This window comes from Leptotrichia sp. oral taxon 218 (genome assembly GCF_018128225.1).
GTDB lineage: Bacteria > Fusobacteriota > Fusobacteriia > Fusobacteriales > Leptotrichiaceae > Leptotrichia.
Map to the genome: position 1 here is coordinate 1,392,843 of NZ_CP072377.1, position 26,364 is coordinate 1,419,206.

Consider the following 26,364-nt stretch of genomic DNA (forward strand, 5'->3'; position numbering starts at 1 on the left):
AGCAAAATAATCAATATTTATATTCATTGATACTCAATCCTAAAATCCCAAAATTCACTTCAAAATTTCTAAAATTCTACAATTTTTCTCCACGGCTCATCGCTACAACTCCAGTTTTTGCAATTTCCAAAACTCCATAATTGTGCATAATTTCCACAAATCCACGCAATTTTTTCACATTTCCTGTAAGTTCAATAACTAATGAAGTTGGTGACACATCTAAAACTTTTCCTCTGTAAATATCCGCAACTTGAACAATTTGTGCTCTAGTTTCTGGATCAGATTTTACTTTTATTAACATCAATTCTCTTCTAATAACATTTTCAACTGGGAAAACTTTTACTTTTACAACATCCACAATTTTATAAACTTGTTTTTGAATTTGATTTAATGTTTTGTCGTCTCCTTCTACTGTCATTGTCAATCTCGCATAACCAGGTTTATTTGTAACTCCTGCTGTCATTTTTAAAACAGAATATCCTCTTCTATTGAATAAAGACATTATTCTCGACACAATTCCATCAGTATTTTTTGCAATTATTAAAATTTCATGTTCTCTATTCATTTTCTAACACACCTTTCTTTCCGATCATTTGACTTACAGTTTTTCCTGCTGGAATCATCGGGAATACATTTTCTTCTTTTTCAACAACACATTCGATTAACACACCTTCATCAGATAATATTAAATCTTTCAATTTTGTTCTCAAATCTTCTTTGTTTGTAAGTTTTGCATTTTTAATTCCATACGCTTCTGCAATTTTGATGAAATCTGGATTTATTTCTAAATTAACGAATGAATATCTTCTATCTTTAAACAATTCTTGCCATTGTCTAACCATTCCCAAGTAAGAATTGTTCAAGATAACAACTTTTACTGGTAAATTGTATTGTTTAATCATCATTAATTCTTGTAATGTCATTTGGAAACCACCATCTCCAACGATTAAAACAACTTTTTTATCAGGTGCTCCTATTTGTGCTCCAATTGCCGCAGGAAGTCCAAATCCCATTGTTCCAGCTCCTCCTGAAGTTACGATTGAATCAGGATTTTTGTAAGTGAAATATTGAGCAGCCCACATTTGATGTTGACCAACATCAGTTACAACAATTGTGTCCCCTTGCAAAATATCGTCAATCGCTTTTAGAACTTCTTGTGGAAGTAATTTATCTTCTCCAACTTCTCTATGTCCTAATGGATATTCTTTTTTCCATTCAACAACTTTTTTAACCCATTCCTCGTGAGTTTGTGGCTCAATTTCAGTATTAATATCAGTCAATACATGTTTTAAATCCCCAACAATTGGCACATCAGCCCTTTTATTCTTATCAATTTCAGCTGGATCAATGTCAATGTGAATAACTTTTGCATTTTCAATAAATTTATTAGGATTTCCAGCAATTCTGTCATCAAATCTAATTCCAGCCGCAATTACTAAATCTGCCTCATCTGTCGCATAATTCGCTGGTACAGTTCCGTGCATTCCTAACATTCCAAGAGATAATTCGTGCGATTCAGGAAATGCTCCCAATCCAAGTAATGTCGTAGCCACAGGTGTTTGTGTCTTTTCAGCATAGTCAAACAATTCTTTCGACGCTTTCGATTTCAAAACTCCCGCTCCTGCAATTATCAACGGTTTTTTCGCTTCTTTTATCAATTTAATTGCTCTTTTAATTTGACCTTGATGTCCTTCATAAGTTGGTGAATATCCTTCCAATTCAATTTTTTCATCAAATAATCTCTCAAATTCTTCATATGGAATTTGATGAACTTGAATATCGTTTGGAATATCAATAAGAACTGGTCCTGGTCTACCTGTTGTCGCAATGTAGTAAGCCTCTTTTACAACTCTAGGTATTTCTTTTATATTTTGAATCAAATAATTACATTTTGTAATTGGCATTGTAATTCCAACTGTATCAGTTTCTTGGAAAGCATCTCTTCCCAATAAATTTGATCTAACTTGTCCAGTTATCGCAATCATTGGTACAGAATCCATATGTGCTGTCATTATTCCCGTAACCATATTTGTCGCACCAGGCCCTGAAGTCGCAAGACAAACTCCCACTTTTCCAGAAACTCTCGCATAACCATCTGCCGCATGTGACAATCCTTGCTCATGTCTTGCAAAATAGTAATTTATTTTGTCATAACTATAAATTTCATCAAATATTGGAATTACCGCTCCTCCCGGATATCCAAAAATATCTGTTATTCCTAATCTATGTAGCGATTCTAGTAAAATTCTACCACCGTTTATCATCTTAGTTTCACTCATTGTTTCAACCACCTTTTCTTAATTTTTTATTTTTAATCATCAATCATTGCTTGTGCATTCAATCTTCTAATTATATATCCTTTTTTCTCAAATTCTTGAGTTATTTTATTAATATGTTCTTCTCCATTTGTTTCAACCGTAACTTGCAATTCAACTTCATGGAATCTATCTAAATTCTTAAACTGATTATGTTCAAGTCTAATTACATTCGCATTTTGTTCCGAAAGAATTTGTGACACAGCCACCAATTGTCCTGGTTTGTCAGGCAAATCAACTGCAAATGTAAAAATTCTTCCTCTAGCTACCAATCCTTTATTAATCATAGATGAAATAGTTAATACATCTATATTACCACCACTTATTATTGAAACTATCTTTTTTCCTGTAACATTCAATTTTTTCAATCCTGCCACAGCCAAAATTCCCGAATTTTCCGCAACAATTTTGTGTTTTTCAACCAAAACCAAAAATGCCGCCATTAACTCATAATCAGATACAGTAACTATGTCATCTACATATTTTTCAATATAGTCAAATGTAATGTCACCAATTTTTTTAACAGCTGTTCCATCTGCAATTGTATTTGCTTCATCAAGTTCAACCACATGATGACTTTTTCTAGCCTCCAATGCACTCGCTGCACCTTCTGGCTCAACACCAATTATTTTTATCAATGGATTTTTTAATTTCGCAGCCGAAGCAATTCCTGAAATAAGTCCTCCTCCACCAATTGGCACCAAAATAATATCAGCGTCAGGCAATTCCTCCAAAACTTCTAAAGCAATAGTCCCTTGTCCTTCAATTACATCTTCATCATTAAACGGATGCACAAAAGTGTACCCTTCTTTTTCCTGCAATTTTTTTGCATACTCATAAGCCTCATCATAAACTTCCCCAGTCAAAATAACTTCCGCACCATATCTTCTAGTCGCTTCAACCTTAATAAGCGGCGTATGTTTAGGCATAACGATTACAGCCTTAATTCCTAATTTTTGAGCAGCTAGTGCCACACCTTGTGCATGATTTCCAGCCGATGCTGCAATTACTCCTCTTTTTTTCTCTTCTTCCGTCAATTTCGCAATTTTATTATAAGCACCTCTTATTTTAAATGCACCTGTTCTTTGTAAGTTTTCAGGTTTAATATAGACATCGTTTCCTGATTCATCAGAAAAAATATTGCTATGAATCAATTTCGTCTTTTCAATAACCGTCCCCAATCGTTCTCTAGCTTCCATAAAATCATATAATTTATGCAATTTTTTCACCTTCTCCAATTTTTTTATTTCTCTAATTTTCTTTCAGTTTTTTACAAGGAGTTATCTCATAAATCAAATAAAAATAATTTACACTAAACATTGTCATCTTTCAACTAATGCCAATAAAATTACTTCTGATTTATTAGGCACTCCCTGTCTTATTTTAAATATTTTTTATTTTTTTATTCAAGAAATCTATTATCAATTCTGTAACTTCAGACTGAAACCAATATTCATCTGAATGTCCTGCTCCTGGAACTATGTATCTTTTTGAGTCCACACCCTTTTCAATCAACGCCTTATGAAGCATTTCTGTCTGATTCGGAAGAACCAATGTATCTGCATCTCCATGCATTAATAGAAATGGAGGCGTTTTTTGTGAAATATAAGATATAGGATTTGTAGATTCAACATTATTCCTTACATCATTTAGCCAGAACTTTACCGACATAAGTATCGCCCTATAACCTTCTTCTGCATCTTCTGGAATATCAAAATCAACCTCTCCAAAATCTGTTACGCCATAAATATCTATAACTGCTTGCACATCACTATTTTCAGATAAATTCTCGCCCCTGTCAAAATTGGTAGTTCCGCTTGTAACTCCTGCCATTGCTACTAAATAACCTCCAGCAGATTCACCCATCAATGCTATTTTCCCCTTATCAACTCCATACTCATCAGCATTAGCCTTTAAAAATCTTATTGCTGCCTTTACATCTTCCAGACTTTGAGGAAAAACTCCATCAGGAATAGTCCTGTATTCCATACTTGCAACCACATAACCTGCTTTAGCTATTTCCAATCTTTGCTGCAAATAATTTTCCTTATAGCTGTGTGCAAAAGATCCTCCCGGCACAAATAATACTGTCGGATATTTCCCCTCTCTATTAGGCTTTAAAATATCCATTTCCAATTTTATATTTTTCCTAAAATAACTAACTGGCTGTGAATAAGTAACATTTACTATTGATTTTATTTTTTCTTGTGTCAATTTAACATTTAGAATTTTACTTTCATTATCATTTACCATTTGATTTTTCTCCTCTGAAATTTTCCTAATAATTACGATTAAAGTTAGCAATATCAAATTCCATCTAATGTTTATTTTCTGACGAACAGTAATGTGGTATTTACTAATCTAAAATTTCAATTGCTCCTCTATCTGCAGAAGACACATGCATAGCATATTTTTTCAAGTATCCTTTTACTTGAAGTTTAAATGGTTCCAATTTAGCTTTTCTAGCTTCAATTTCTTCATCAGAGATTTTAATATTAATTGATCTGTTTGGAATATCAATTTCCACAATATCTCCATTTTGAATAATCGCAATATTTCCACCTGAAGCAGCTTCTGGCGAAACGTGTCCAATCGAAGCACCTCTCGTAGCTCCAGAGAATCTTCCATCTGTAATTAACGCAACATCTTTATCAAGACCCATTCCTGCAATCATAGCTGTTGGCGATAACATTTCTCTCATTCCTGGTCCACCTTTTGGTCCTTCATATCTAATAATTACAACATCTCCTGCTACAATTTCTCCACCAACAATCGCTTTAACGGCTTCTTCTTCACTATTAAATACTTTCGCAGGTCCTGTATGTTGCAACATTTCTGGATCTACCGCACCTTCTTTAACAACACATCCATTTGGTGCCAAGTTACCTTTCAATACAGCAATTCCTCCAGTTTTGTAAGCTGGTTTATCCCAAGGTTTGATTACAGCATCATCATTAATGAATGCATCTTTTGCCAATTCTCCTTGTGTTTGCAATGCTACAGTTTTCGCATCTCCATGCAATCTTTCATTTTCAAGCAATCTCTTCATAACTCCAGTAACTCCACCCGCTCTATACAAGTCTTCAATGAAATATTCTCCTGATGGTGACAATTTACAAATTTGACGAGTTTTTTGCGCAATTTCATTAAAGTCACTTAAAGTCAAGTCAATTCCAGCTTCATGAGCAATCGCAGGTAAATGTAACGCTGTATTAGAAGATCCTCCAAGTGCCATATCTACTGCAACCGCATTTTCAAATGCTTCTCTTGTTAAAATATCACTTGGTCTTAAATCTGCTTTTAAAACTTCCATAATTTGCATTCCCGCTTTTTTAGCAAGTCTTGCTCTTTCTGAAAATACAGCTGGAACAGTTCCATTTCCTGGAAGTCCCATTCCAAGTGCTTCTGTTAAGCAGTTCATAGTATTTGCAGTATACATTCCTGCACATGATCCACAAGTCGGACAAGCCATTTCTTCTACAGAATTTAATTCTTTTCTAGTAATTTGCCCAGTGTTATAAGCTCCAACCGCTTCAAATACATTACTTAATCCAATTTTTTTACCTTTGTAAACTCCTGCAAGCATCGCTCCTCCACTTACAAATATTGAAGGTATATTCAATCTTGCCGCAGCAATCAACATTCCAGGCACTACTTTATCACAGCTTGGCATAAACACAATCGCATCAAATGGAGTAGCCATAGCAACTGCTTCGATCGAATCTGCAATTATATTTCTTGTAACCAACGAATATTTCATCCCAATGTGATTCATCGCAAGTCCATCACAAATTCCAATTGTATTAAATTCCATTGGAACTCCTCCAGCCATTCTAATTCCATCTTTTACCGATTGAACCAAGTTTTTCAAATGAACATGCCCTGGTATTATTTCATTAAATGAGTTCGCAATCCCAATTATTGGTTTTTCCATTTCATCATTTATAAAACCTAACCCTTTTAATAACGATCTATGTGGTGCTCTTGCTGCACCTTCTGTCAAGTTATTACTTCTTTTTTTTCCATCCATTGATTTTCACTCTCCTAAATTTTTTATTTCTTTAAAATTTTAGATCTTCCACTTTGTTTATTTTACCATATTTTTTACAATTTTTATATTTTTTTTATATTTATTTATTTTTTCAAATTAAAAAGGCAGCTCTAAAAAGAACTACCTTAAAAGTCTAGTATTCACAAACATTCACAAAATTTCAAATCTAAATAATTTCATTTTTGGATTATATTAATTATTATTGTTCAATCTTTCATCCATTACATCGTTTTTATGAAAATTATTATAAGAAACTTTTAAGGCACAATATTTTAAATTTTGTACAATTTTAATTTCTAAAATTTCTAAAACCAGTAATAATAATAAGACTAAAACCAATAATGACATAATATTCCTCCAATTTATTAAAATTTTAATAGAAACTATTTTTTTTCACGCACTTATTATAGCAAACTTATAAGACTTTGTAAAATATATTATATATATTTAAGTATTAGTATAATATATATTTTAATATACAAATATATAATTTTTACTAAAAATTTTTACTAAAAAAACTACCAAAATTAATGGTAGCCAAAAAAATTATTATTTTTGATTTGCAACTATTTTTATTTCAACTCTTCTATTTTGCTGTCTTCCTTGTACTGTTGAATTACTTGCGATAGGATTTCTGCTTCCATAACCTGTTGAAGTTATTCTTGAGCTATCAACTCCATCTGCTTGTAATAAATTTGCAACTGCATTTGCTCTATTTACTGATAATGGGTTATTTATTGCATCATTTCCTGTATTATCAGTATGTCCTGAAACTATTATTTTTGAATCAGGATAAGCTTTTAATGTAGCTGCGATAGATTCTATTGTTCCTTTAAATTGAGGTTTTACAATGTAACTATTTGTATCAAAAGTAATATTTTCAGGTGCAGTTAATTTAATTTCTCCTTCTCCAGTTCTTTCAACTTTTACTCCAGTTCCACTTAATTTTTCCTTCAATTCTTTTTCCTGTCTGTCAAAAATATTTCCAATTACCGCACCAACTGCTGCACCTCCAGCTGTACCAATAAGTGTCCCTTTCGTATCTTTTCCAATAACCTGTCCAATTACTGCACCAGCTGCTGCACCAATTCCTGTTCCAATTCCAGTTTTACTAACTTTTCGAGTCCCATCAGGTGCCGTTGTACAAGAAATAGCTACCAATACCAATAACATAACGATTGCTAACATTTTTTTCATATCTCTTCCTCCTTGAAAGTTTTATATGTTTAATAAATTATACAACATTTTTACTTTTATTTCAGTTTGCTTTTACTTTGAAAATGTTTTATTATAATCTATCTTGATCTATCTTGCTTGATTTTTTTTAAAATAAAATGTAAAATAAATATACTCTATAAAACAGGGGGGAACTTATAAATGTATTATTATGAAATTTATGTAGAAAATAATATAAGACTTTTTACTTACAAATCTGAAGAAAAATATGAAATTGGTCAGTGGTGCATCGTCAATTTTGTAAACCGTGATAAAATGGGACTTATCGTAAATATTGTAAAAGAAGAAAAAATCGATTTTGACAAAAAAAAATTAAAATCCGTCATTCGTGTTGCTCCCGTTCTTTCTATTCCGCTTGAAATAATGAAACTTGCAAAATGGATAAAAAACTATTATTTAAGCGATTTTTTTAGCGTTTTTAAAACTATTTATCCTGGAACATTAAAATTGAATTATTCTAAAAGAGCCATTTATTTGAAAGACTTTGACGAAGATTTTAAAAATTTAGAAGCTCAAAAATTTAATGAATATATGAAAAAAAGACCAGAAGTCACTTTAAATACTTTGAAAAAAAATTTCTCAAAAGAAATTATTGAAAAAGCTATAAAACAAAAAATTATTTCTGTCGAAAAAAAAATTATTTTAAATTCCAAAATTTCAGGAAAAAAAAAGAACAAAGGAAAAATTGTTGAAAAACAAATAATTTTAAATGAAGAGCAGGAAAATGCAGTAAATACTATAAAAAACAGTGAAAAACAACTCTTTTTGTTAAAAGGAGTCACTGGTTCTGGGAAAACAGAAATTTACATCAATCTTATTAAAGAAGCACTTAAAAATGGATATGGAAGCATATTTTTAGTCCCAGAAATTTCTTTGACGACACAGATGATAGAGCGACTCGAAGAAGAATTTTTAGACGAAGTTGCCATTTTGCACAGTAAACTTAGTGACAAAGAAAAGCGAGAAGAATGGTCTTTTATTAGAAATGGTGCCAAAAAAATTGTGATTGGAGCAAGATCTGCCATTTTTGCACCTGTTCAAAACTTAAAGTACATAATTATGGATGAAGAACACGAAAATACTTATAAACAGGAAAATAATCCCCGTTATCACACAAAAAATGTCGCAATAAAAAGAGCGCTTCTAAACGAAAATACAAAAGTAAAAGTTATCTTAGGTTCAGCAACTCCGTCATTTGAGAGTTTTTATCAAGCAAAACAAGGCGATTTGCAGTTAATTGAGCTAAAAAAAAGATTTAAAAATTCTAAAATTCCAAAATATGAAATTGTGGATTTAAATGAAACAACCGAAAATTTTTCAGAAAAGCTATTGGAAGAAATTTCTCAAACTTTAAAGAAAAAAGAGCAGATTATATTGATTTTAAACAGAAAAGCATTTTCAAATTTCTTAAAATGTAAAAGTTGCCAAAATATTCCAACTTGTCCAAATTGTAGTATTTCGCTAACTTACTACAAAAAAACTAATCAGCTGAAATGTCATTACTGCGGATATGAAGAACATTTTAGTGGATTTTGCAAGGAATGTGGCAGCGAAAAAATGCAGCAGATGGGAGCGGGAACTGAAAAAGTTGAAGAAGAATTAAAAGAATTTTTTCCAACTGCAAAAATGATAAGAGTGGATTCCGAAACAATGAAAACTAAAAGTGACTATGAAAAAATTTACAATGATTTTAAAAATCAAAAATACGATATAATGCTGGGAACTCAAGTTATTGCAAAAGGACTTCACTTTCCAAATGTCACATTAGTTGGAATTATCAATGCCGATATAATTTTAAATTTTCCAGATTTTCGTGCCGGAGAAAAAACTTTTCAATTGTTGACACAGGCTTCTGGACGAGCTGGAAGAGGTTCAAAAGATGGAAAAGTCATAATTCAGACATTTAACGAAAATAACGATGTCATTGCTAAAACAATTGAAAATGATTACGAAGGTTATTACAAAAATGAGCTATTTTTGCGAAAATCTTTTAATTATCCGCCTTTTGGCCGACTTATCGCAGTTGTAATTTCTTCAAAAAAAGAAGATTTAGCACAAAAAAAAGCGAATGATTTTTACAAAACTATTTCCAAAATTGTTGACGAAAATATGGAAATATCTGAAAATGAATTTATTTCAGAACCTTTTTGCGCTCCAATTTTTAAAATAAACTCAAGATTTCGTTACCAAATTTATTTTAAGTTTAATAAAGAAAATATATTAAAAATAAAAAAAATTATAAAAAAATATTTGGCTAAATTTAATGACAGTAATGTGAGAATTACAGTTGATGTTGATCCTGTTAATATGATGTAATAAATAAAAAACTATACAAAAATAACGGTAGATTAAATCTTATTAATTAAAGATAGAAAAATTAGGATGTGAAAATATTTAATGAAAGTAAAATTAAAAGAAGACGAAACGATTTATGAAGTTTTTGGAATTGTTATTTTAGATAATCAGGAAAAATTATTTTTGTTGTATAGCAATTTTGAAGTTCTTGGTACAGAGTTAGAAATTATTGATGGAAGAATACCTTTTAATTGGCTCTGGAAAGCAATAAATGAAAAATGGTGCAAAGTAGTCATAGGTCCAAAAAAATTAACAAAAAATCTTATTTACGCCGCTTATCACTGGGAAGGAAAAGAAGCAATAGAATATTTGAAATTACAATCTAATGAAATGAAAAAGAATTGGCAAAAAAATTTAGAATATTATGATGAAATTTTAGACTATAGTAAAATTTTTGATAATATGTTATACGAATTTGAGAAATAAATAGGGAGCTTGTATGAAAATAAGATATAAAAATAGTAAAAATATAGATTATTTAGTAATGGGAATATGCTATTTTAAAAATAATAAAAAACCATATTATTTAATAGAAGAAGAAAATGAAATAAAATGGGTTTCAGAAATTTATATTGATATAGAAAAATCTAAAATGCCATTTAACTGGTCTATTTCATTAGGGAATAATTCAAAATATGATTTTTTGTGTGGTTATTATGAATTATGCAACTTACCCGAACATTTTGAAGGAATTATATCGAGAAATAAAAAGGATTTGAAAATTTTTAGAAAAAGAAAAAATGAATTAGAAATATGGTTAGAAAAATTAGATTATTATAATAAAGAAGTAACTTTTAATGACATATTCTCTAAAATTAAATTTTAAACTTTATATAGTTTATCCTAAACTTTGATTATTAAATAGCAAACTGTTTTTCTGATTGTTAAAATGATATTCAATATCTCTGCTGCTCACCCCTTTAGAGCAGAGAAAAAGAATTTGACCTTCAATGCTAATTTTCTTTTTAGCCATAACAAAAACCTCCAAATATTATATAGTTATTTTACCATATATTATTTAGAGGTTTTCACAAAAATTTTTATACACCCAAATATTACGAAATTAAACTCTTGATATTTCTCCTCCAAAAAATAAAAATTAAAAATTATTTTTTATAAAAGTTCCAAATCCAATACTTTTTCTTTTTCCAATCGAAAAATAATCTGGAAATTTAATATTCACAGAAAAACTCCCAATAAACGCTATCATATTTACATTTTTTAAATCTCTTGACCTTATTTCTAAATTTTGAGATACATAAATTTTATCTTCTTTATCAAGCCAAATTCCTAATCCTTTTAAAACTTCTAATATATTATTCGTAATGGCTTGTTCCAATGTATATTCTCTTTTCAAGTATTTTGCATAATTTTTTTCATTTAATGGCAAATAAGGCGTCACAAATCTATACTCATACATTTTATCGCCTGTATATTTTATCTCTTCATCACATATTTCCAGCTCTTTCTGAATATCAAAAATAAAATTTCCATCAATATTTAAATAATCAACTTCCTCAAAAAGTTTTTTATTTATTTCAATAACCTCTTCACCAATTCCCATCACAGAAAGCGTATTCATAATCAATTTATACTGTAACTTAGGATATGAATAATTATATCCATCTGATAAATGATTATGAAATAATACATTTTCTTTATATTTATCTGCCAAAAAACCTCTTAATTTTTCTAGGTCTCTCATTGAGTGTTTTTCGTTTCTTTTGAATTTTAATATTGAGTATTTCACTAGTAGAACTCCTTAAATTTTATTCATATTTATTTAAAAAATTTTATTTAATAATTATAAAACTCAAGGTTTTATAATTATTTGTCCAAATCCGTAATTAGAAAATTTCCCTATTCCATAAAATTTAGCAAACATAAATATTGCATAAATTAAATTTTTATATTGTTCTTCTATTATTTTAATTTCAATCTCTCCTAAATAAGAATTTTCAATTTTTTTATTTCTTTTTATTTCTTTTATATAATATTTCTCTTTTTTAACAAGAAAATTTTTTCTATCATTTATCCAATTAAAATCCTCATTGCAGTATTCAGAAAAGTTTTTTAAAATTTCACAAAAGATTTTATCAAATCCAAATATAAATTTATTACTTTTTTCTTCAATTACAGGTGTCACAATTTTTATTTTCAAGTTACTTGTCAGTTCATCAAAATCCTTTTTCAATATTTCTTTTAAATTATAGTATCCAGTCCAAATTTTATCATTTGAAATTATGCCCTTTATTTTAAACTCATTTTCATCAATAAAAATAATTTCTTTATTTAAAGCTTTTCTAAATAATTTTTGAATGATTGAAGAAAAATATTCTATTTTTTTTATTGTTATCATTATTTTATAGTTTTTTTCTTTATCAACTATAAAAATATTTTCAAAAAAATATCCAAAAAAAGATGATACTCTAAAATCATTTATACCCATTTCAGGAAATATTTTATTAAAAGCTTCATGTATTTTTATGCTGTAATCATCTTTTGTAACAATAGTATTTTTAACAGGGGATAATACAACCAAAAAACTATTCATCAAATATCTACCTCTTCTACTTTTATTAAAGCCCATCCTATAGGATAATGATTTGCATCAAATACCGTTCTTGAATTTTCAATAGGTTCAGTTGTAACTAAATTTATTGTTTTATCGTTAAATCCTGTATATCCTCCTATTCTTATTAAAGTTATATTTTTATTTTTAAAACTATAAAATATCTTTTTTAAGAATTCATAAAATCCTTTTATATTGTATTCATCTTTTTTTCTTTCTTTTTCAATCTCAAAGTCTAACATATTTTTCATTTTATTATTTAAAGAATCCAATATTTGTTTTATTCCTAAATTTTTTTTGTAATCCATCATCGGATTATCTTTTAAAGAATACTCTGTTAAAACAATATTAAAGTTTATTCCTTTTTCAAAATTCACTTTTTTAGTTTTTTTTATTTCATTGTATGTTCCATTTAAAACTTCGCAAGTTAAATTTCCTTCTTTTATTTTAAGCCTAACTACTTCAAATTTTTCCGAATCTATTTCTTCTGTATCAGAGACTTTCACTATTTTAAAAGGATCTTTTTTTGGTTCTAATCCTAGTTTTTCTCCTTTTTTATCTATTTTATTTCCATATCTGTCTTCTTTTTCAGCTAATAAAACCTCTGATTCCATTATTTTAGCTTCTTTATCAATCTCTTTTCGATTATACACTCTTTTCCCATTTTTTATTTCATAGCTACTTTTTATTTGATATTTTTTCTCATTTTCTAAAAAATCACTGTATATGAAAGCTGTTCTTAACGCTCCTTTTATTGAACTTCCTGGAATATATCTTTTATTATCATATCCAATAAATTCAGAAATACTTAACTGACTATTAGCTTGATTTCTATCATCTATCTTCTTTTTATAATATTTCTCAAATTCAGAAGATATTTTTTCTTTGTAAATATATCCCCATTCTTCTTTGTAATTATTATATATCCAACTTCTAATATTAAAAAGGTTATTCTTTTTAAGTATTTTATAAAAATTCTCTTTTTCAGAAACATTCATTTTATCAAAAGCTTCGGACATATCAATTCTATACATGTACCCAGATTTAACTGTATATTCATACGCTTCTATGTCTTTTCCACTTCCAATATGAATATCTGTCAATGGAAGTAATTTCACATTATATTTTTTTGCTACATTCATTAGTCATCAACTCCTACAATAAAAGGAATAAGACATTGAATACTTTTTTCATCATCTTTTTTTAGATTTTTCAATACTCTCCCTTTAACTGAATCAGAATTTCCTTTAAAATAAGAACCTTCTGTATAGCAAATAAAATAATCTTTAAAAGGATTTTCTGTCATATATGCTTTAGGTTTTTTAGTAAGAAGTTTAGAATTTATAACTTCTATATTATCCTTTTTATTTGGAATATAGTTAGAAAGAACTACAAAACTATTCTTAGCTTTTCTTTCACTAAATACTTTTTCTGGTTCCATTTTAATGATTTCAAATTGTCCTTTCCCTGTACTCGCACTTTTTCCATATCCATTAAAAGATATATATTTCAATCCTTGTTCAAATTTTTTCATATTAAAATTATCTCTTATTTTTACAAAAATTTCTATTTCTGTTTCTTCAAAAAATCTAATTTCATTTTGTTCAAATAATCTTATATCATTTTCTTCTTCACTAATAATTCCAAGTCTGTTTATTTGATTTCGTATTCTTCCTTCTATCTTAAAAAATTTATTTTCTCTATTTATTTTCTTATTTTCATCTGTTGTTCCATTTAACATTTCTTCCAAAAAATTTTCATTAATTCTTGAATTACGAGGATTTTTTCTTTTTTCTAATGTAGAAAAGTCCCTTTTTCCTTCTAAAACCTCCAAATATATTTGTTCTAATTTTTTACCATTTAAAAGTTCTTCAAATACACTTCTGCTAATATATTTTTTCTTTTTCATAGCTTTATAAAACTCTATTCTTTTTCTATCAAATTTTTTTAATTTAGTATTATCTATTTCATCTAAAAATTCTTCACTCAATTCTCCAAAAATAGGATAATTTCCATTAATTATAGGATTCGAAAAAATAAAAGGTGGATTATAATTTTTTGTTTCTTCTACAATATTTTCAATAAATTTTTCTCCTTCTATCATTTTCAAGGCCCAGATCATTGATCCAAATAAAGTATCCGACTGAATAGGTGTTATAAATGAACTTTTTGGTTTTAAGTCTATTTTCCAAATACTATAATTCATGTTCTAATCTCCTAATTTTATATCATTTAAATTTAAATTTTCTTCTTTTTGTTGTTCATCAAATAAATTTTTTATTTTTAAATTTTCAAATTTTATTTGTCCACTTCCTCTTGAAACTGCTCCTCCAAGCCCTTCTATTTCAACTAATTTTAATCCATCTTTTATTATTTTTTCTATTTCATCTTTTTTATCTATATTTAAAACTTTAAAATTAATTTCCATATCAAAAATTAGATTTCTTGGAACTCTCTCTAAATTTCTTGGATTAGCACTTGAATCAAGTCTATTTATACTATTCTCTATTTTTAATTCTGTATCCGTTCCCGTTCTCTCTTTCATTCTCTTTACTTCTTTTTCTGAATCCTCACTCAAAAACATATCTTTTACTGTTATTCTTGTAGGACCTTTTCTACCATTTCCACCTGCCGTTCCACCAAATACATTTAAAAGTGTATCACCTTCACTATCTTTTGATAAATTTTTTCCATCATATACCTTTCCATCGCTAGTCACTTTTCCAGTATACCATTCCAATAAATATCTCATTTTCCCTTTTAAACTACTTCCTGGTATATAAGGATTTTCTGTTGCTATATCTCTTACAATAGGATTATCATTTCCTCCAATTTCTATAACACCTTCATCTCCACCGATATGTAATCCTGTTTCTAATTTTATTTGTCCACTTATTTTATATATTCCCATTAATTTATATTCTGACATTTTTTATTCTCCTTTTCTATCTATTATTTACCCCACCAAGTCCATACATATATCCTAATACTGTTTCAAAAAATACTAAAAAATCTTTATAACTTTGTATTGTATTTTCTTTAATGACAATGTCAATATTTTTTTCCATAAATTCAGAAAATTCATTTGTTATTTTCTTTCCACCTTTTTTATACTCTAATTTTGATTTTAATATCAATAACTCTATATGTAATTTATCTACATTTTTCTCATTTTCATCTATATATTTTTGCTTTAATTTTTTTAATTCATTAAAAAATGCTCTTAACTGACTATTTGTTATTTTCATATTTTCTGCTATATTTTTAGCTTCTATCGATACAAGCTCTTTTCTTAATACATTTTTTGATTTGTCTCGATAACCTTTTTCTAATATTTCTTTCATTATTTCTGTCACTTTAAATTTTGGACTATTCCAATTATTATTTTGTATATTTTTACCATTCCGATTTCGACTATTACTACCTCTTCTTTCTGAATTATTTTCTTTCTTAAAATCACTAAAAGATATTTTACTATTTCCCATATTCTTCACCTGCTACTTTCTATTCAAATAAATTATATAGTTTAAAACTATTCTCATATATTTTGTTAAAAAATTACCTTGCTTATTGTCTATTTCTTCCATAAATTTATTTCTTAATTCTTTAATTATTTCAACTTTTTCTTCCTTATCTTTAATTATTTTTACTATTTTATTTTTTTCTTCATTATCTCTTACTTTTTCAAGTTTTTTTCTATTTTTTTTCAATTTCAGATTCAAGTTCCTTCAATTTTGGCAATATATTTCTACCATAGTCATATTCAAATTTTGAAATATATGTTAATAAATTAAAATCTATATTTTTCCCAGCTTTACTATTTTTATCAATTCCTGACAAAGATTTATATAACTTTTCGGCCATTTCTGTATAATTTAAACACCTATATAAAAATGTTTGTGTAATCATTTCTCCTTCTTCTTTATTTCCATATATTTTTTGTAGTCTTTCAGCAAACTCAAATATTTTTTCAAATTCATCCCATTTAAATGATTTATCAAATAAAGTAAGAGCATTTTTATCTTTGTCAATTTCTTTAGATTTTTCTTCAAGTTCTCCAGCTTCATTAATTCCATTTATTATTTTTAATTTTGGGTGTGAAATAGCTATTCCACCAGATAGAGTTATTTCTTCGTTTTCTGTCACAAACTTTTCAAAATTATTTTTTATAAAATATGATACAAAGATAATTTTATCCCAAGGACCTATTATGACTAAATCATCTCCTCCAGAATAAAGAACATATATTTCACTCAAGTCTATTTCTTTCTTAATCTTGTTGCCTAAATAGATTTCTACTTTTCCTTTTTCAAAAATCGAATTCATCCAATACGAAAAAAAGTATTCCATATTTCTGCTTAAAGTAGAAATTCTTGAGATAGAACGATAATCTTTTTTTTCATCAGTTTCTTCTAATTTCTCCAATTCTTCATCTGAAAGATTCTTTTTTTTCTTAAGCCCTATACTGAATATCATTCCTAAATTGTCTACATCTGCTTTATAAACTGCTATTTTTTTATTTCCCGTTGCTGTATTAGAAATATCTTCAAAACTTTTCAATGAATTTTTATTTTCTTCTAAAGGAGCATAGTTACTAATAAATCTTAATATTGTGGGATAATTTTCAACTATTTCAATATTATTGAGAGATATTACTAAATCTATTTTCTCGTTTTTTCCTGAAATATCAATATCTTTCTTTGATTTAAAAAACTGAATAGACATATTTTCAATCACTTCAAAAGTTTTTTTATTATCTGCTTTATGATTGTATCTTATACCTATAAATTTAGCTTTTGGAATTTTCCCTCCCATTTCCTTAAATTTTTCATTTAATCTATCTAGAGCAGTTGTTCCATCGCTTCTATATCTTACATCAAAAATTGGATTTTCTTTTATTTGATTAAAGAATCTTTTATCTTTTTGCCAATTTAATTTTCTATTTCCCTTTTCAAGAATTTTAGTAAAATTTCTAGCTATTTCATTACCATTTGATTCAATAGTTACAATATTTACAAAAAGCTGCCCAAAAAATTCTTTATACAAATAATCATTCAATTTTTCTTTTATTTCCTCTACTTTTTTCGTTAAATCGTCCGTATTTTGAAGTAAAATATAAAACTTTCCACCAGCAGTTAAAATAATATTTGTTAAATTTAACTCAAATTCTTTTATTAAATGTAATGCTATGGCATCGCTTATCATTTTTACAAAAAAAGATTTTCCTCTCAATGTTTTAGCAGCACCTTCTGATTTTATACCATCATAAATAAAATTCTGAATCCCACTAACATCTCCAACTAAAACTGTAAATTGCTTAATTTCTTTTCTAGGCTGGTTCCCATTTTCTAATATGTTATTTTCTTTATGATATTTATAAGAAGCTAATGCTAATGCTGAAGTGCTTTTTAAATGATCAAACAACGAGATATCCGATATTTTTGTTTGTGTGTCCGATGCTATACACCACATATATTTTTCCATTAATAAATATAATTGTGAAAAAAATACATCATAGTTACTACTATTTATATTTTTTATTTCATCAAAAAAATTACATATATGTTTATACAATTCTTCTTCATTATTTCCTCTAAAATTATTCGCATCTATTCCTGTTGCAAGTTGTTGACAAAAAATAGATTCATAACTAAGGGAATTTAATTTATATGCAAAATATGACGAATCATTTTTGTTTTCATCATTTTTTAAAGAAATTGTTTCAAATATTGGATTTAAAGGTTTTCTTCTCCAATGAGTGTCCTCTCTTTGATCTTTTTCAATAGACTCTTCTCTTCTTTCAAAAGCAGAATAATTGTCTGCTCTTGCTACTATATTTCCAATTCTTTGTAATTTTTTATCTTCAATATCCTTAACTGAAAGCTTAACTTCATTAAATTCTTTGCTTTCATGATGTTTTAAAACAAGTTCCTTCAAATTTTCTAACAATTCAGAACTTTCTATTATTCTATTTTCTTCTAAAAAACATATAAATTCTTTTGACAACACAGGATGCTTAAATGTTCTATATTCTTTATTTTTTATATTTTTTACATAACTTGATGATCTATTTGTAAACTTTCCAAAATCATGTAACAGTCCAGCCAAGGAAACAACTTGTTCCATATTTTCTAACTTAAACATCACTCCTCCTTTTTTATATTTAACATTGTTATATATATCCATCTAATTTTATTTTTATTACTATATTTATACCACATTTCTTAAGAAATAACAATTTTTCACTAAATTTTTTTAACAAAAATCTAATTAAAGTAATAAAAATTATCATAATTTTTTATAAATATGCTCGACAATTTCTCTAATTCATTATTTAACCATTTCTCTCACTCCTTTTTCTTTTATAATCTTATTATATACCATTGTTCTAACCTATTTTTATTAATAATTCACCTATTTTTTCTAAAAAAAAATAACAACCTTATAAAAGTTGTTATTTTAATTTATATTCTGACTCTATTTCAATCCTTGTTTTAATGGATTCACTTCTTTAACTTTCAAACAAATTATTTTTTTATGTAGTACTGTATTTTGTTTCAATCCTTGTTTTAATGGATTCACTTCTTTAACCGTACTTTCAAGAAAATCCTTTATTTATAGGTGCTACAGAGATTTCTCAGACATTAAAATCATGTTTTTTTGATTAATTTTTATCGTTTTTTGCTGTTTTTTTAGCATTTTCCGTAACTCCTAACTCTCATTTTTATTGACTTTGAGTAGATTTTCTTTCTCTTTTTTTATTTTTGATAGTGGTAGGAATTTTCACCACGAACTTATTTTACCATACTTTTTTATTTTTTCAAAATTTTTTTTGATTTTTTTACAAAAAAAAGAGAAAATCTATTTATGATAATTTTACTAAAAAATGATTTTCTCTGTTTTTATTTTTTAATATTATCTTCCACAAATTTTTTTGTAATAACAATCTCGGCATTTTGTACCGCCTTCTGCTTCTATTGGATATCGCTCAGTTTCAATTATTTTTAATACTTCAGCAGCACTTTCTTTTACTTTTTCCAAATCTTTATTTGTACATTCTATTTTCTTTAATGATAAACCATCTAAAAACAAAATATACCCTTTTTGAGATTTAATTTTATACTTTTCTTCAATTAATATTAAAAACATGGCTACTATATATTTGTATCTATTTTCTTCTCTTGCTGCATATTTAGCATTGTAGTAATAAACTGGAACTATTGTTTCGTCTTCTAAAAGAAGTATGTCGTCTAATTTCCCATAAAAATGATATTTTTCTGAAGATAATTCTTTGTTAAATTCTCTATTATACCAGTATAGTATATTTTCTTGATTTGAATTTATCATTTGTTCTATATTTTGTTTTTTTAATTTCAATCTATCCCATATCCATTTCCTATTTATACGATTTTTTCCTTTCACCCTTTCTTCTTCTTCCTTGTTAGAATCTTCCTTTTTTTCTCCAAACATTTTTAACACATTTTCATAATATATTATTCTAGGACAAAAAATATAGTCCAAAACTTCAAATATTGATATTTTTTGAGATTTAATAACTTCCATTTTTTATTCACCTCTTTTAAAAAAATAGTACTGGCTTTTCATCTTTAACGATATCTTGTTCAAAAGATAATCCCAACAATGTTGCCTTTTTGTAATCTGATTCACAAACTGGGAAAATATATACTGAATCTTCTCGTAAATCAATTGCTTTTTTTGTTTCCACTATAATTTCATCAACTTCATCTTTTTCTATATTTCCTAGAAATACCGATTTCTGAACTCTGTATAATCCATGCTTTTGTGCTATTCTAATAATTTCTCTTCTATTTCTATCATCTGTTATATCGTATATTAACCAAGTCATCATTTTCAATCACCTTCTATAAATAATTCAAAAATAGTCCTCAAGTCCCCAAAATTTTAATTTTACTTTGATATCAAAAAATTTGCTAATTCGTGACATTCAAACTGTAACTTATCTAAACTCGAAATATTTCTGTTATTGTAACGCACCTTTTTTTCCAATCTGTTATAAAAACTCTCAACCAAAACTTTTTTTCCATCGCCTACCAACATAACACTATTTCCTTCTCTTTTGAAAAAATATTTTTGAACTCTTTTTTGTGTAAAAAGTGAAAATACCGTTCTACTAGCTAAATGTCTGTAACTTTCTATTAAATCAAAAACAAGCGATTTTTTCCCATAATTATCTGTATGAATTATTCCAACATAAGGATCAAGTCCCGCAATTATACAAGCTTTTTCAACTTTACTGTATAGTATTCCAAAAGCATAGTTTAACATTGCATTAAATTCATCTTCTGCTGGATGCATACTTCTTTTTTCAAATTTAAATTCTTCTGGTATTAATTCTGACAATGTTTGGTAGTATATTTTTGCTGCATTTCCTTCGTACCCCATCAAAGTTCCTCTTTTTTCACTAACATTTCCTTCTACTAATTTTATTTGATAAATATATCTTTTCATTTCTTTTATTTGTTTATCCAAAAATGCTTTTTTCGCTTCTCTTTTTATCTTCAAATCTTCCAAATGTTCTGCACAATTTTTAATTTTTTGTATCAATATCTGTTTTGCCAATTCAATTCCTTTTTGAGTCCCAAATATTTCCAACTGTTTTCTTCTAATATTAGCTGTTGAACCAAATTTACTTTGCCAAAATCTTCCATAAGGATTTCCAAAATCATCAACAATCACTATATCAATATTATTATCCACTGCCAATTTTATTACATCTGTTGTCAAAAATATCCCTTTAGATAGCACTAATGATTTTATCTTTTGTGGAGCCACTGCTACTTTCTTCTCACTCGTAGTTATTTCAAACAAATCATCTCTCTTTTTTACCACTGTCCCTAAATCTGTTATATATAGTTCCATAGTTTTTTATCCTTTCGTAAATAAATTTTTGATTTTAAATCCAGTTCCAAATTTGACTCAAACTCTTGATTCTTACCCCTTAAAAAACTTTTTTCAAGAGTCCAAGTTACATTTGGCATTAATTTTTACAATTACTTTACTATTCCGAAAATACTTTTTTTGCTATATTCCCTATCGTTAATGTCATTCCTGTGTCAAATACTCCACCTACTACTCCGCCTACTAATGGCATCATTTTTCCAAAATTCACTAAACCTTTTTGTCCAAACTTTGTTACTAATCTGAATCCAACTTGTTGATTTATCTTTACTAATACTTCTACTGGAATTTTTTTTATCACATTAATTACTACTTTTTCACCAATTTTTATTCCTACATTTTTTAATACTTTTGTTGCTGAACTCCCTGTTAAACATGCATAAGCTATTGTTCTTACTTGATCACTGTAAATATCATAACCATTTATATATGCTATTGCTGCTATCATTCTTAACTGTATATAAATTGTACTCAATATATTTGTTGGTATTGCTACTGGTAATACTAATAATCCACCTAATCCTGTTATAAACCCATTTGTTCCGCACAATAATGTTTGATATCCTATTAAATCGTCAATTGCTTTCTTTTTACTACTACTTTTGTATAAATAATCTTCTGCTAATTCTTCAATTGATTTTTCTCCTGATAATACACCTTGTAAAGCCTTATCATAACACACATCCAACAAATTCATCATTTCTCTTTCTAGCATAGCTAATACCTCCTAATATTTTTTATAAGATTATGATATCACTTTTTTTTAACTCATCTTTTTCTAAAATAACATACTTTTTTATTTTTCCACTCAAATCCCCTCAGTTTGAAGGGATTCAAGCAGAACAACTTTTCATTTTATTAAATTTTCTTTTTTATGCAGTTTCTAACATTTCGTTTCTTTCAAATAATCTCTTCGTTTCTATAAATAAATTAGAAAGTTCATCAAGAAATCCTTCATCCATATCATTGTAAACATCATCATTTGTAATCGGAAATTCATACCCATTTTTTAAAATTTTTCCTTTGTTACATTTAGTAAATATTCCTATTGATCTAAAATAAAAAACTATAAAATCACCATTTTCATTATTTCTGAATACTAACATTTGTTCACCGAATAACGATTCCTCACTAGTTTCCAAATCAATCATTGCAATATTAGTTTCAAATACACTTTCAACATAATCCAATACTCTAAAGAAATTTTTTTCCATCAATTTTATTTTAGATTTACCAAGATGAATTTTTGAATCTGTTTTTATTTCAGTATCTCCACAAGAGTAGTATCTTTTTCTCAAAACTAAATTTTTATTTAACATTACAATCACTCCTAAAATTAATTTTTTAAATTTTCTTAATTTCTCTTCTATATTGATATTTTACTACTATTATCTAACTTATTTTTCCCTTATTTTGACTTATTTTTTCTATCCCACCCACCCAAACCCTTAATTCATTTAAAACCAACCACCAAATAAACTTCCAATCGTATCACACACACTACTTACTGCCGAACTAACTGCTCCTACTACTCCACCAACAACTCCTCCAACTACTGAACCCACTGCTGAACCTATTGTTTCTCCAACTTCTCCAAACATACTACCTATCGCTCCACCAACATCTGATCCTGTATCACTACCTTCTGAAATCCCATCTGATGCACCTTCAACTACATTTGCAACTCCATTTACCACATTTGCCACACCTTCTGCTAACACTCCAACTGCTGCTCCTAAAATACTTTCTAAAATACCTTTTCTATAATCTTTCAAATCATCATTATCTTTCCACATTACTTCTTCTTGATTCAAATTTTGCACATAAACTACTCTTTTTTCTTCTGGTGTATTTTGTAATATGTAATATAATAATTTTGATAAGTTGTACGGTTTTTGTTGTAAATATCCTTCTTCTTTGTATCCTGCACTATAATATATTGGTTCTACTTCTATTCCTGTCGCTTCTTTAATTCTCTTCTTTACAGATTCTACTTTTCTATCTAAAAATTCTTCTAGCTCATCCTCAGGCCCATTTTCTTCTTCGTTCCAATATTTCCCCTTCATCGCTACATCCGCTTGATTAATTGCCACTAATATTCTATTTTCTTTATTTTTTCCTAAATTCGGTATAATCACATTATTTATTAACTCATACGATGTTCCTAAATCTCTACTACCACCATCTAAAATCACCAAAACTAAATCTATCAACAAATTCCCATTTTCATCTTTTTCATAAAGTTTATCAATCATTCTTTTACTGTGTCTGTTATCCGCTTCTTTTCCATCACCTAATCCTGGAGTATCCCATACTACTAAATTGTCTAACTCATATCTTTCAATATCCATTGTTTCAGGATCCACACTTGTTCCAACTTTAGCCACTTCTACACCAAACAACGCATTTATCGTACTACTTTTCCCACAACCTGTTGCACCTGTAACCATCAAATTAACTTTCTGTTTTTTCAATCTCAATAAATTACCTAACAATTTTTGTTTCACATTTTCATTTAACTTTTGTTTCATAATAATACTTTCAAATTCTTTCAATAAATCACGTTTCATAATCAATACCTTCTTTCTACTTTTTCTTTTTATATTGTAATTATAATCTATTTCTTTAACTTATTTTTTTAAGTAATTAACTTATTTCTAAAAAAAAGAAACTGCTCCAATAATTTGAAACAATTTCTTTTATTAGTTGTATTTTATCCACACTATTTCAAATGAGATTTTCTAACTTCTTCCTCTGCTTTTTTTCCACCTTTTAATGTTTCTTTATATGATAAATAGCCAGAAACTCTTCTTAATTTTTTTATTTCAATACTTCCACAACAACTACATTTTTCTTCAAATATTCCAGTAGTTTTACAACTTTCACAATAATCTAACGGGAAATTTATTCCTAAATAATTTATACTTTTGGAAATTCCAAATTTAACAACATCCATAATCGCTTCACTATTATTTAACACAGGCGTTGAAAATTCGATATAAGAAATTGAACCTCCATTACAATATTCAACAAAATTTGATTCTAATTCTAATTTCTTAAATGCGTCTAATTCAAGATAAACTGGTATATGAAACGAATTCGTATAAAATTCCTTAGTTTCTTCATCTTCACAAAATCTCCCACTAATTCCTTCACCAGGAGTTGCCAAAACTGAAAAATTTAAACTATACTTTTTGGTCCATTTATCTGTCATTTTTCTCATAAATCTTAATATTTCTCTCGACAATCCTAAATTACTTTCTATCATATCTAAAGAAATTTCTTCTTTTACTAAGTAACTTACACATTCAGCCAATCCAATAAATCCAATTGAAAGTGTACCATTTCTAAAACTTTTTTCCATATCATCATTATTTATTGACTCTTCAGAATTTTCATAAAAATTATTTTCTAAAATATATTTAAAGTTATTAATTTCTAATTTACATAAAGCTTCATATTTTTGAATTAAGATATCTTTTGATTCTTCACAGATTTTATTCAATTTTTTATAAAAATTATTTAAATTTGTACTTTCTTTTGCTATTTTTGGTAAATTTATTGAAATTGATGCAATGTTACCTCTTTTTAATGCTCCTTTTTCTCCATTTACATTTTTTGCAACTAATGTTCTGCATCCCATTATTCCAACTTTTTTCTCATCAATATCTTTTACTAAAATGCTATCACAATTAAAATATGTTGGATTCATTCTTTTTCCTGTAACTCTTGTCGCTAATGAAAATAAATCATAATTCTTATCACCTAAATCAAAATTAATACCTTTTTTTACTTTGAAAATTATATTTGGAAAAACAAAAGGCAATCCATTTAATATTTCACCATATTCAAAAGCCTTTAAAAAACATCTAGTTACTTTTCTCCCATTTTCACTAGTATCTAATCCTAAATTAAATGAGACATACGCCTTTTCATACCCATTTCTCAATGGTAAATTCAACTTTTGGTATAATCTTCTAATTTTTGTTATTAATTTTTCTTCTGAAACTTCTTGTACAAATTCCGCCAAATCACTGTCAATATTAATAAACCCTATTCCACCTGATTGATCATTTGTTAAATTTACAATTACTTGAAAAATATAGTCTAATGCATCATCAATTTCCATTTTTTCTAAAACTTCTTTCAATTCGATTAACTTTTCTTTTAATTCAATTCCGATACAATTATATGAAACTCCTGTATATTCTTTATCATGAATGTGAATCCATCTTTCTTCATGCAATTGATTCTTAAATTCTTCATTTTTCAAAATTCTATATGCTGCATTTGTATTTGCATTTGCTTGATTAACTCTCATTTACAATCTCTCCTTTTTCCAATGAATAAAATTTTTGATTACTTGATCCATAAAACTTTTCTTGTATTCTCAATGTATCTATGTATTTTCCAACTTTTAAATACTTTAATTTTTCTAAAATGTTTTTTGGAACTTTCTCTAAATCATATGAAGTATAAAGTGCGATTTCAAAATTTTTCTTGTACATTTCATTAATAAATTCTTCTAAGGCTTCTTTTTGTATCATAGGCTCTCCACCTGAAATAGTAATTTTTTTTACTGGCAAGTTATACGATAATATTTCTTCACATAAATCTCTCACTTCATACTCTTTTCCATATCGTATATCTTGTATTCTTTCATTGTGACAACCTCTACATTTTACATTACAACCTTGAAAAAATATTGTTGTTCTAATTCCAGGCCCATCTTCATATCTGTTTTTCTTAATTGATGCAATTTTTACTTTCATTTTATACCTCCGCTTACTATCTCTATTACATCAATAATTTTAACAAATATTTTTTCCCCTATTTTTCTCTAAAATAACTCATTTTTCTCTTTAGTATTTACTTATTATAATTTTTTAGTTATA

At 27.5% G+C, this 26,364-nt stretch carries 27 protein-coding genes; 3 read left to right on the forward strand and 24 right to left on the reverse strand.

Going from position 1 to position 26,364, the window contains the following annotated elements; genetic code table 11:
* Positions 1-76: 76 nt before the first annotated feature.
* From ilvN to J5A73_RS06470, 7 genes are all read right to left on the reverse strand, one after another.
* Complete coding sequence (gene ilvN / locus J5A73_RS06440) at positions 77-565, reverse strand: acetolactate synthase small subunit (RefSeq protein WP_211614111.1); 489 nt, start codon at positions 563-565, stop codon at positions 77-79.
* Positions 558-2,279: a biosynthetic-type acetolactate synthase large subunit gene (gene ilvB, locus J5A73_RS06445; RefSeq protein ID WP_211614113.1), complete on the reverse strand. Its 1,722-nt coding sequence runs from the start codon at positions 2,277-2,279 to the stop codon at positions 558-560. Before ilvB ends, ilvN begins: the two co-directional genes overlap by 8 nt.
* A 32-nt stretch (positions 2,280-2,311) precedes the next feature.
* Entirely contained in the window at positions 2,312-3,535 is a 1,224-nt protein-coding gene (gene ilvA / locus J5A73_RS06450; RefSeq protein WP_211617361.1) for a threonine ammonia-lyase, read from the reverse strand.
* 163 nt (positions 3,536-3,698) lie between these two features.
* The gene (locus J5A73_RS06455) at positions 3,699-4,568 is read right to left on the reverse strand and encodes an alpha/beta hydrolase (protein ID WP_211614115.1); all 870 of its coding nucleotides are present in this window, start codon (positions 4,566-4,568) and stop codon (positions 3,699-3,701) included.
* A gap of 103 nt (positions 4,569-4,671) precedes the next feature.
* Positions 4,672-6,345: a dihydroxy-acid dehydratase gene (gene ilvD, locus J5A73_RS06460; RefSeq protein ID WP_211614117.1), complete on the reverse strand. Its 1,674-nt coding sequence runs from the start codon at positions 6,343-6,345 to the stop codon at positions 4,672-4,674.
* Between the two features lie 213 nt (positions 6,346-6,558).
* Positions 6,559-6,714: a LemA family protein gene (locus J5A73_RS06465; RefSeq protein ID WP_211614119.1), complete on the reverse strand. Its 156-nt coding sequence runs from the start codon at positions 6,712-6,714 to the stop codon at positions 6,559-6,561.
* A 201-nt stretch (positions 6,715-6,915) separates the two neighbouring features.
* A complete protein-coding gene (locus tag J5A73_RS06470) occupies positions 6,916-7,563 on the reverse strand; it encodes an OmpA family protein (protein WP_211614121.1) in 648 nt (215 codons plus the stop codon).
* 180 nt (positions 7,564-7,743) lie between these two features.
* Here J5A73_RS06470 and priA point away from each other — a divergent pair, with 180 nt between their 5' ends.
* The 3 genes from priA to J5A73_RS06485 all read left to right on the forward strand — a co-directional run bounded on the left by priA (position 7,744) and on the right by J5A73_RS06485 (position 10,783).
* Positions 7,744-9,918, forward strand: a complete 2,175-nt coding sequence (gene priA, locus J5A73_RS06475) for a primosomal protein N' (RefSeq protein WP_211614123.1) — start codon at positions 7,744-7,746, stop codon at positions 9,916-9,918.
* A gap of 81 nt (positions 9,919-9,999) precedes the next feature.
* Positions 10,000-10,383: a hypothetical protein gene (locus J5A73_RS06480; protein WP_211614126.1), complete on the forward strand. Its 384-nt coding sequence runs from the start codon at positions 10,000-10,002 to the stop codon at positions 10,381-10,383.
* Between the two features lie 13 nt (positions 10,384-10,396).
* Positions 10,397-10,783: a hypothetical protein gene (locus J5A73_RS06485; RefSeq protein ID WP_211614128.1), complete on the forward strand. Its 387-nt coding sequence runs from the start codon at positions 10,397-10,399 to the stop codon at positions 10,781-10,783.
* Between the two features lie 12 nt (positions 10,784-10,795).
* On the opposite strand, the gene J5A73_RS10680 is transcribed toward J5A73_RS06485, so the two are convergent.
* The 17 genes from J5A73_RS10680 to J5A73_RS06565 form a co-directional block, all read right to left on the reverse strand.
* A complete protein-coding gene (locus tag J5A73_RS10680) occupies positions 10,796-10,930 on the reverse strand; it encodes a hypothetical protein (protein ID WP_256438633.1) in 135 nt (44 codons plus the stop codon).
* Between the two features lie 126 nt (positions 10,931-11,056).
* On the reverse strand, positions 11,057-11,707 hold the full coding sequence (locus J5A73_RS06490; protein ID WP_211614130.1) for a CRISPR-associated endonuclease Cas6: 651 nt from the start codon (positions 11,705-11,707) through the stop codon (positions 11,057-11,059).
* A 63-nt stretch (positions 11,708-11,770) separates the two neighbouring features.
* The gene (locus J5A73_RS06495) at positions 11,771-12,511 is read right to left on the reverse strand and encodes a hypothetical protein (protein ID WP_211614132.1); all 741 of its coding nucleotides are present in this window, start codon (positions 12,509-12,511) and stop codon (positions 11,771-11,773) included.
* Positions 12,511-13,671: a type III-A CRISPR-associated RAMP protein Csm5 gene (gene csm5 / locus J5A73_RS06500; RefSeq protein ID WP_211614134.1), complete on the reverse strand. Its 1,161-nt coding sequence runs from the start codon at positions 13,669-13,671 to the stop codon at positions 12,511-12,513. Before csm5 ends, J5A73_RS06495 begins: the two co-directional genes overlap by 1 nt.
* Positions 13,671-14,735 (reverse strand): hypothetical protein, encoded by a 1,065-nt coding sequence (locus tag J5A73_RS06505; protein ID WP_211614136.1) that lies wholly within the window; start codon positions 14,733-14,735, stop codon positions 13,671-13,673. The genes csm5 and J5A73_RS06505 overlap by 1 nt, the downstream gene beginning before the upstream one ends.
* A gap of 3 nt (positions 14,736-14,738) precedes the next feature.
* On the reverse strand, positions 14,739-15,458 hold the full coding sequence (csm3, locus tag J5A73_RS06510; protein ID WP_211614138.1) for a type III-A CRISPR-associated RAMP protein Csm3: 720 nt from the start codon (positions 15,456-15,458) through the stop codon (positions 14,739-14,741).
* A 16-nt stretch (positions 15,459-15,474) separates the two neighbouring features.
* Positions 15,475-16,014 carry a type III-A CRISPR-associated protein Csm2 gene (gene csm2 / locus J5A73_RS06515; RefSeq protein WP_178937742.1) on the reverse strand — a complete coding sequence of 180 codons (540 nt, stop codon included), beginning with the start codon at positions 16,012-16,014 and terminating at the stop codon, positions 15,475-15,477.
* 12 nt (positions 16,015-16,026) lie between these two features.
* Positions 16,027-16,239 carry a hypothetical protein gene (locus J5A73_RS06520; protein ID WP_211614140.1) on the reverse strand — a complete coding sequence of 71 codons (213 nt, stop codon included), beginning with the start codon at positions 16,237-16,239 and terminating at the stop codon, positions 16,027-16,029.
* The gene (gene cas10, locus J5A73_RS06525; protein ID WP_211614142.1) at positions 16,226-18,673 is read right to left on the reverse strand and encodes a type III-A CRISPR-associated protein Cas10/Csm1; all 2,448 of its coding nucleotides are present in this window, start codon (positions 18,671-18,673) and stop codon (positions 16,226-16,228) included. The genes J5A73_RS06520 and cas10 overlap by 14 nt, the downstream gene beginning before the upstream one ends.
* A 771-nt stretch (positions 18,674-19,444) precedes the next feature.
* Positions 19,445-20,092, reverse strand: coding sequence for a Dna2/Cas4 domain-containing protein (locus J5A73_RS06530; RefSeq protein ID WP_211614143.1), 648 nt, complete (start codon positions 20,090-20,092; stop codon positions 19,445-19,447).
* A gap of 16 nt (positions 20,093-20,108) precedes the next feature.
* A complete protein-coding gene (gene cas2, locus J5A73_RS06535) occupies positions 20,109-20,399 on the reverse strand; it encodes a CRISPR-associated endonuclease Cas2 (RefSeq protein ID WP_211614152.1) in 291 nt (96 codons plus the stop codon).
* Between the two features lie 59 nt (positions 20,400-20,458).
* The gene (gene cas1, locus J5A73_RS06540; protein ID WP_211614155.1) at positions 20,459-21,430 is read right to left on the reverse strand and encodes a CRISPR-associated endonuclease Cas1; all 972 of its coding nucleotides are present in this window, start codon (positions 21,428-21,430) and stop codon (positions 20,459-20,461) included.
* A gap of 139 nt (positions 21,431-21,569) precedes the next feature.
* On the reverse strand, positions 21,570-22,184 hold the full coding sequence (locus tag J5A73_RS06545) for an EcsC family protein (protein WP_211614157.1): 615 nt from the start codon (positions 22,182-22,184) through the stop codon (positions 21,570-21,572).
* 157 nt (positions 22,185-22,341) lie between these two features.
* Positions 22,342-22,788: a hypothetical protein gene (locus tag J5A73_RS06550; protein ID WP_211614159.1), complete on the reverse strand. Its 447-nt coding sequence runs from the start codon at positions 22,786-22,788 to the stop codon at positions 22,342-22,344.
* 138 nt (positions 22,789-22,926) lie between these two features.
* Entirely contained in the window at positions 22,927-24,039 is a 1,113-nt protein-coding gene (locus J5A73_RS06555) for a GTPase family protein (protein WP_211614161.1), read from the reverse strand.
* A gap of 152 nt (positions 24,040-24,191) precedes the next feature.
* Positions 24,192-25,790 carry an anaerobic ribonucleoside-triphosphate reductase gene (gene nrdD / locus J5A73_RS06560; protein WP_211614163.1) on the reverse strand — a complete coding sequence of 533 codons (1,599 nt, stop codon included), beginning with the start codon at positions 25,788-25,790 and terminating at the stop codon, positions 24,192-24,194.
* Positions 25,780-26,241 carry a 4Fe-4S single cluster domain-containing protein gene (locus J5A73_RS06565; protein ID WP_211614165.1) on the reverse strand — a complete coding sequence of 154 codons (462 nt, stop codon included), beginning with the start codon at positions 26,239-26,241 and terminating at the stop codon, positions 25,780-25,782. Before J5A73_RS06565 ends, nrdD begins: the two co-directional genes overlap by 11 nt.
* Positions 26,242-26,364 lie beyond the last annotated feature (123 nt).

Coding starts and splice junctions, on each gene's coding strand:
- J5A73_RS06550 (WP_211614159.1), bottom strand. CDS start 22,788: ATGTTAAATAAAAATTTAGTTTTGAGAAAAAGATACTACTCTTGTGGA.
- cas2 (WP_211614152.1), bottom strand. CDS start 20,399: ATGATGACTTGGTTAATATACGATATAACAGATGATAGAAATAGAAGA.
- J5A73_RS06505 (WP_211614136.1), bottom strand. CDS start 14,735: ATGAATTATAGTATTTGGAAAATAGACTTAAAACCAAAAAGTTCATTT.
- ilvN (WP_211614111.1), bottom strand. CDS start 565: ATGAATAGAGAACATGAAATTTTAATAATTGCAAAAAATACTGATGGA.
- J5A73_RS06465 (WP_211614119.1), bottom strand. CDS start 6,714: ATGTCATTATTGGTTTTAGTCTTATTATTATTACTGGTTTTAGAAATT.
- J5A73_RS06495 (WP_211614132.1), bottom strand. CDS start 12,511: ATGAATAGTTTTTTGGTTGTATTATCCCCTGTTAAAAATACTATTGTT.
- J5A73_RS06565 (WP_211614165.1), bottom strand. CDS start 26,241: ATGAAAGTAAAAATTGCATCAATTAAGAAAAACAGATATGAAGATGGG.
- csm2 (WP_178937742.1), bottom strand. CDS start 16,014: ATGGGAAATAGTAAAATATCTTTTAGTGATTTTAAGAAAGAAAATAAT.
- ilvD (WP_211614117.1), bottom strand. CDS start 6,345: ATGGATGGAAAAAAAAGAAGTAATAACTTGACAGAAGGTGCAGCAAGA.
- priA (WP_211614123.1), top strand. CDS start 7,744: ATGTATTATTATGAAATTTATGTAGAAAATAATATAAGACTTTTTACT.
- J5A73_RS06485 (WP_211614128.1), top strand. CDS start 10,397: ATGAAAATAAGATATAAAAATAGTAAAAATATAGATTATTTAGTAATG.
- J5A73_RS06480 (WP_211614126.1), top strand. CDS start 10,000: ATGAAAGTAAAATTAAAAGAAGACGAAACGATTTATGAAGTTTTTGGA.
- nrdD (WP_211614163.1), bottom strand. CDS start 25,790: ATGAGAGTTAATCAAGCAAATGCAAATACAAATGCAGCATATAGAATT.
- csm3 (WP_211614138.1), bottom strand. CDS start 15,458: ATGTCAGAATATAAATTAATGGGAATATATAAAATAAGTGGACAAATA.
- J5A73_RS06455 (WP_211614115.1), bottom strand. CDS start 4,568: ATGGTAAATGATAATGAAAGTAAAATTCTAAATGTTAAATTGACACAA.
- cas10 (WP_211614142.1), bottom strand. CDS start 18,673: ATGTTTAAGTTAGAAAATATGGAACAAGTTGTTTCCTTGGCTGGACTG.
- J5A73_RS06555 (WP_211614161.1), bottom strand. CDS start 24,039: ATGAAACGTGATTTATTGAAAGAATTTGAAAGTATTATTATGAAACAA.
- J5A73_RS06530 (WP_211614143.1), bottom strand. CDS start 20,092: ATGGAAGTTATTAAATCTCAAAAAATATCAATATTTGAAGTTTTGGAC.
- J5A73_RS10680 (WP_256438633.1), bottom strand. CDS start 10,930: ATGGCTAAAAAGAAAATTAGCATTGAAGGTCAAATTCTTTTTCTCTGC.
- cas1 (WP_211614155.1), bottom strand. CDS start 21,430: ATGGAACTATATATAACAGATTTAGGGACAGTGGTAAAAAAGAGAGAT.
- ilvB (WP_211614113.1), bottom strand. CDS start 2,279: ATGAGTGAAACTAAGATGATAAACGGTGGTAGAATTTTACTAGAATCG.
- csm5 (WP_211614134.1), bottom strand. CDS start 13,671: ATGAATGTAGCAAAAAAATATAATGTGAAATTACTTCCATTGACAGAT.
- J5A73_RS06470 (WP_211614121.1), bottom strand. CDS start 7,563: ATGAAAAAAATGTTAGCAATCGTTATGTTATTGGTATTGGTAGCTATT.
- J5A73_RS06545 (WP_211614157.1), bottom strand. CDS start 22,184: ATGCTAGAAAGAGAAATGATGAATTTGTTGGATGTGTGTTATGATAAG.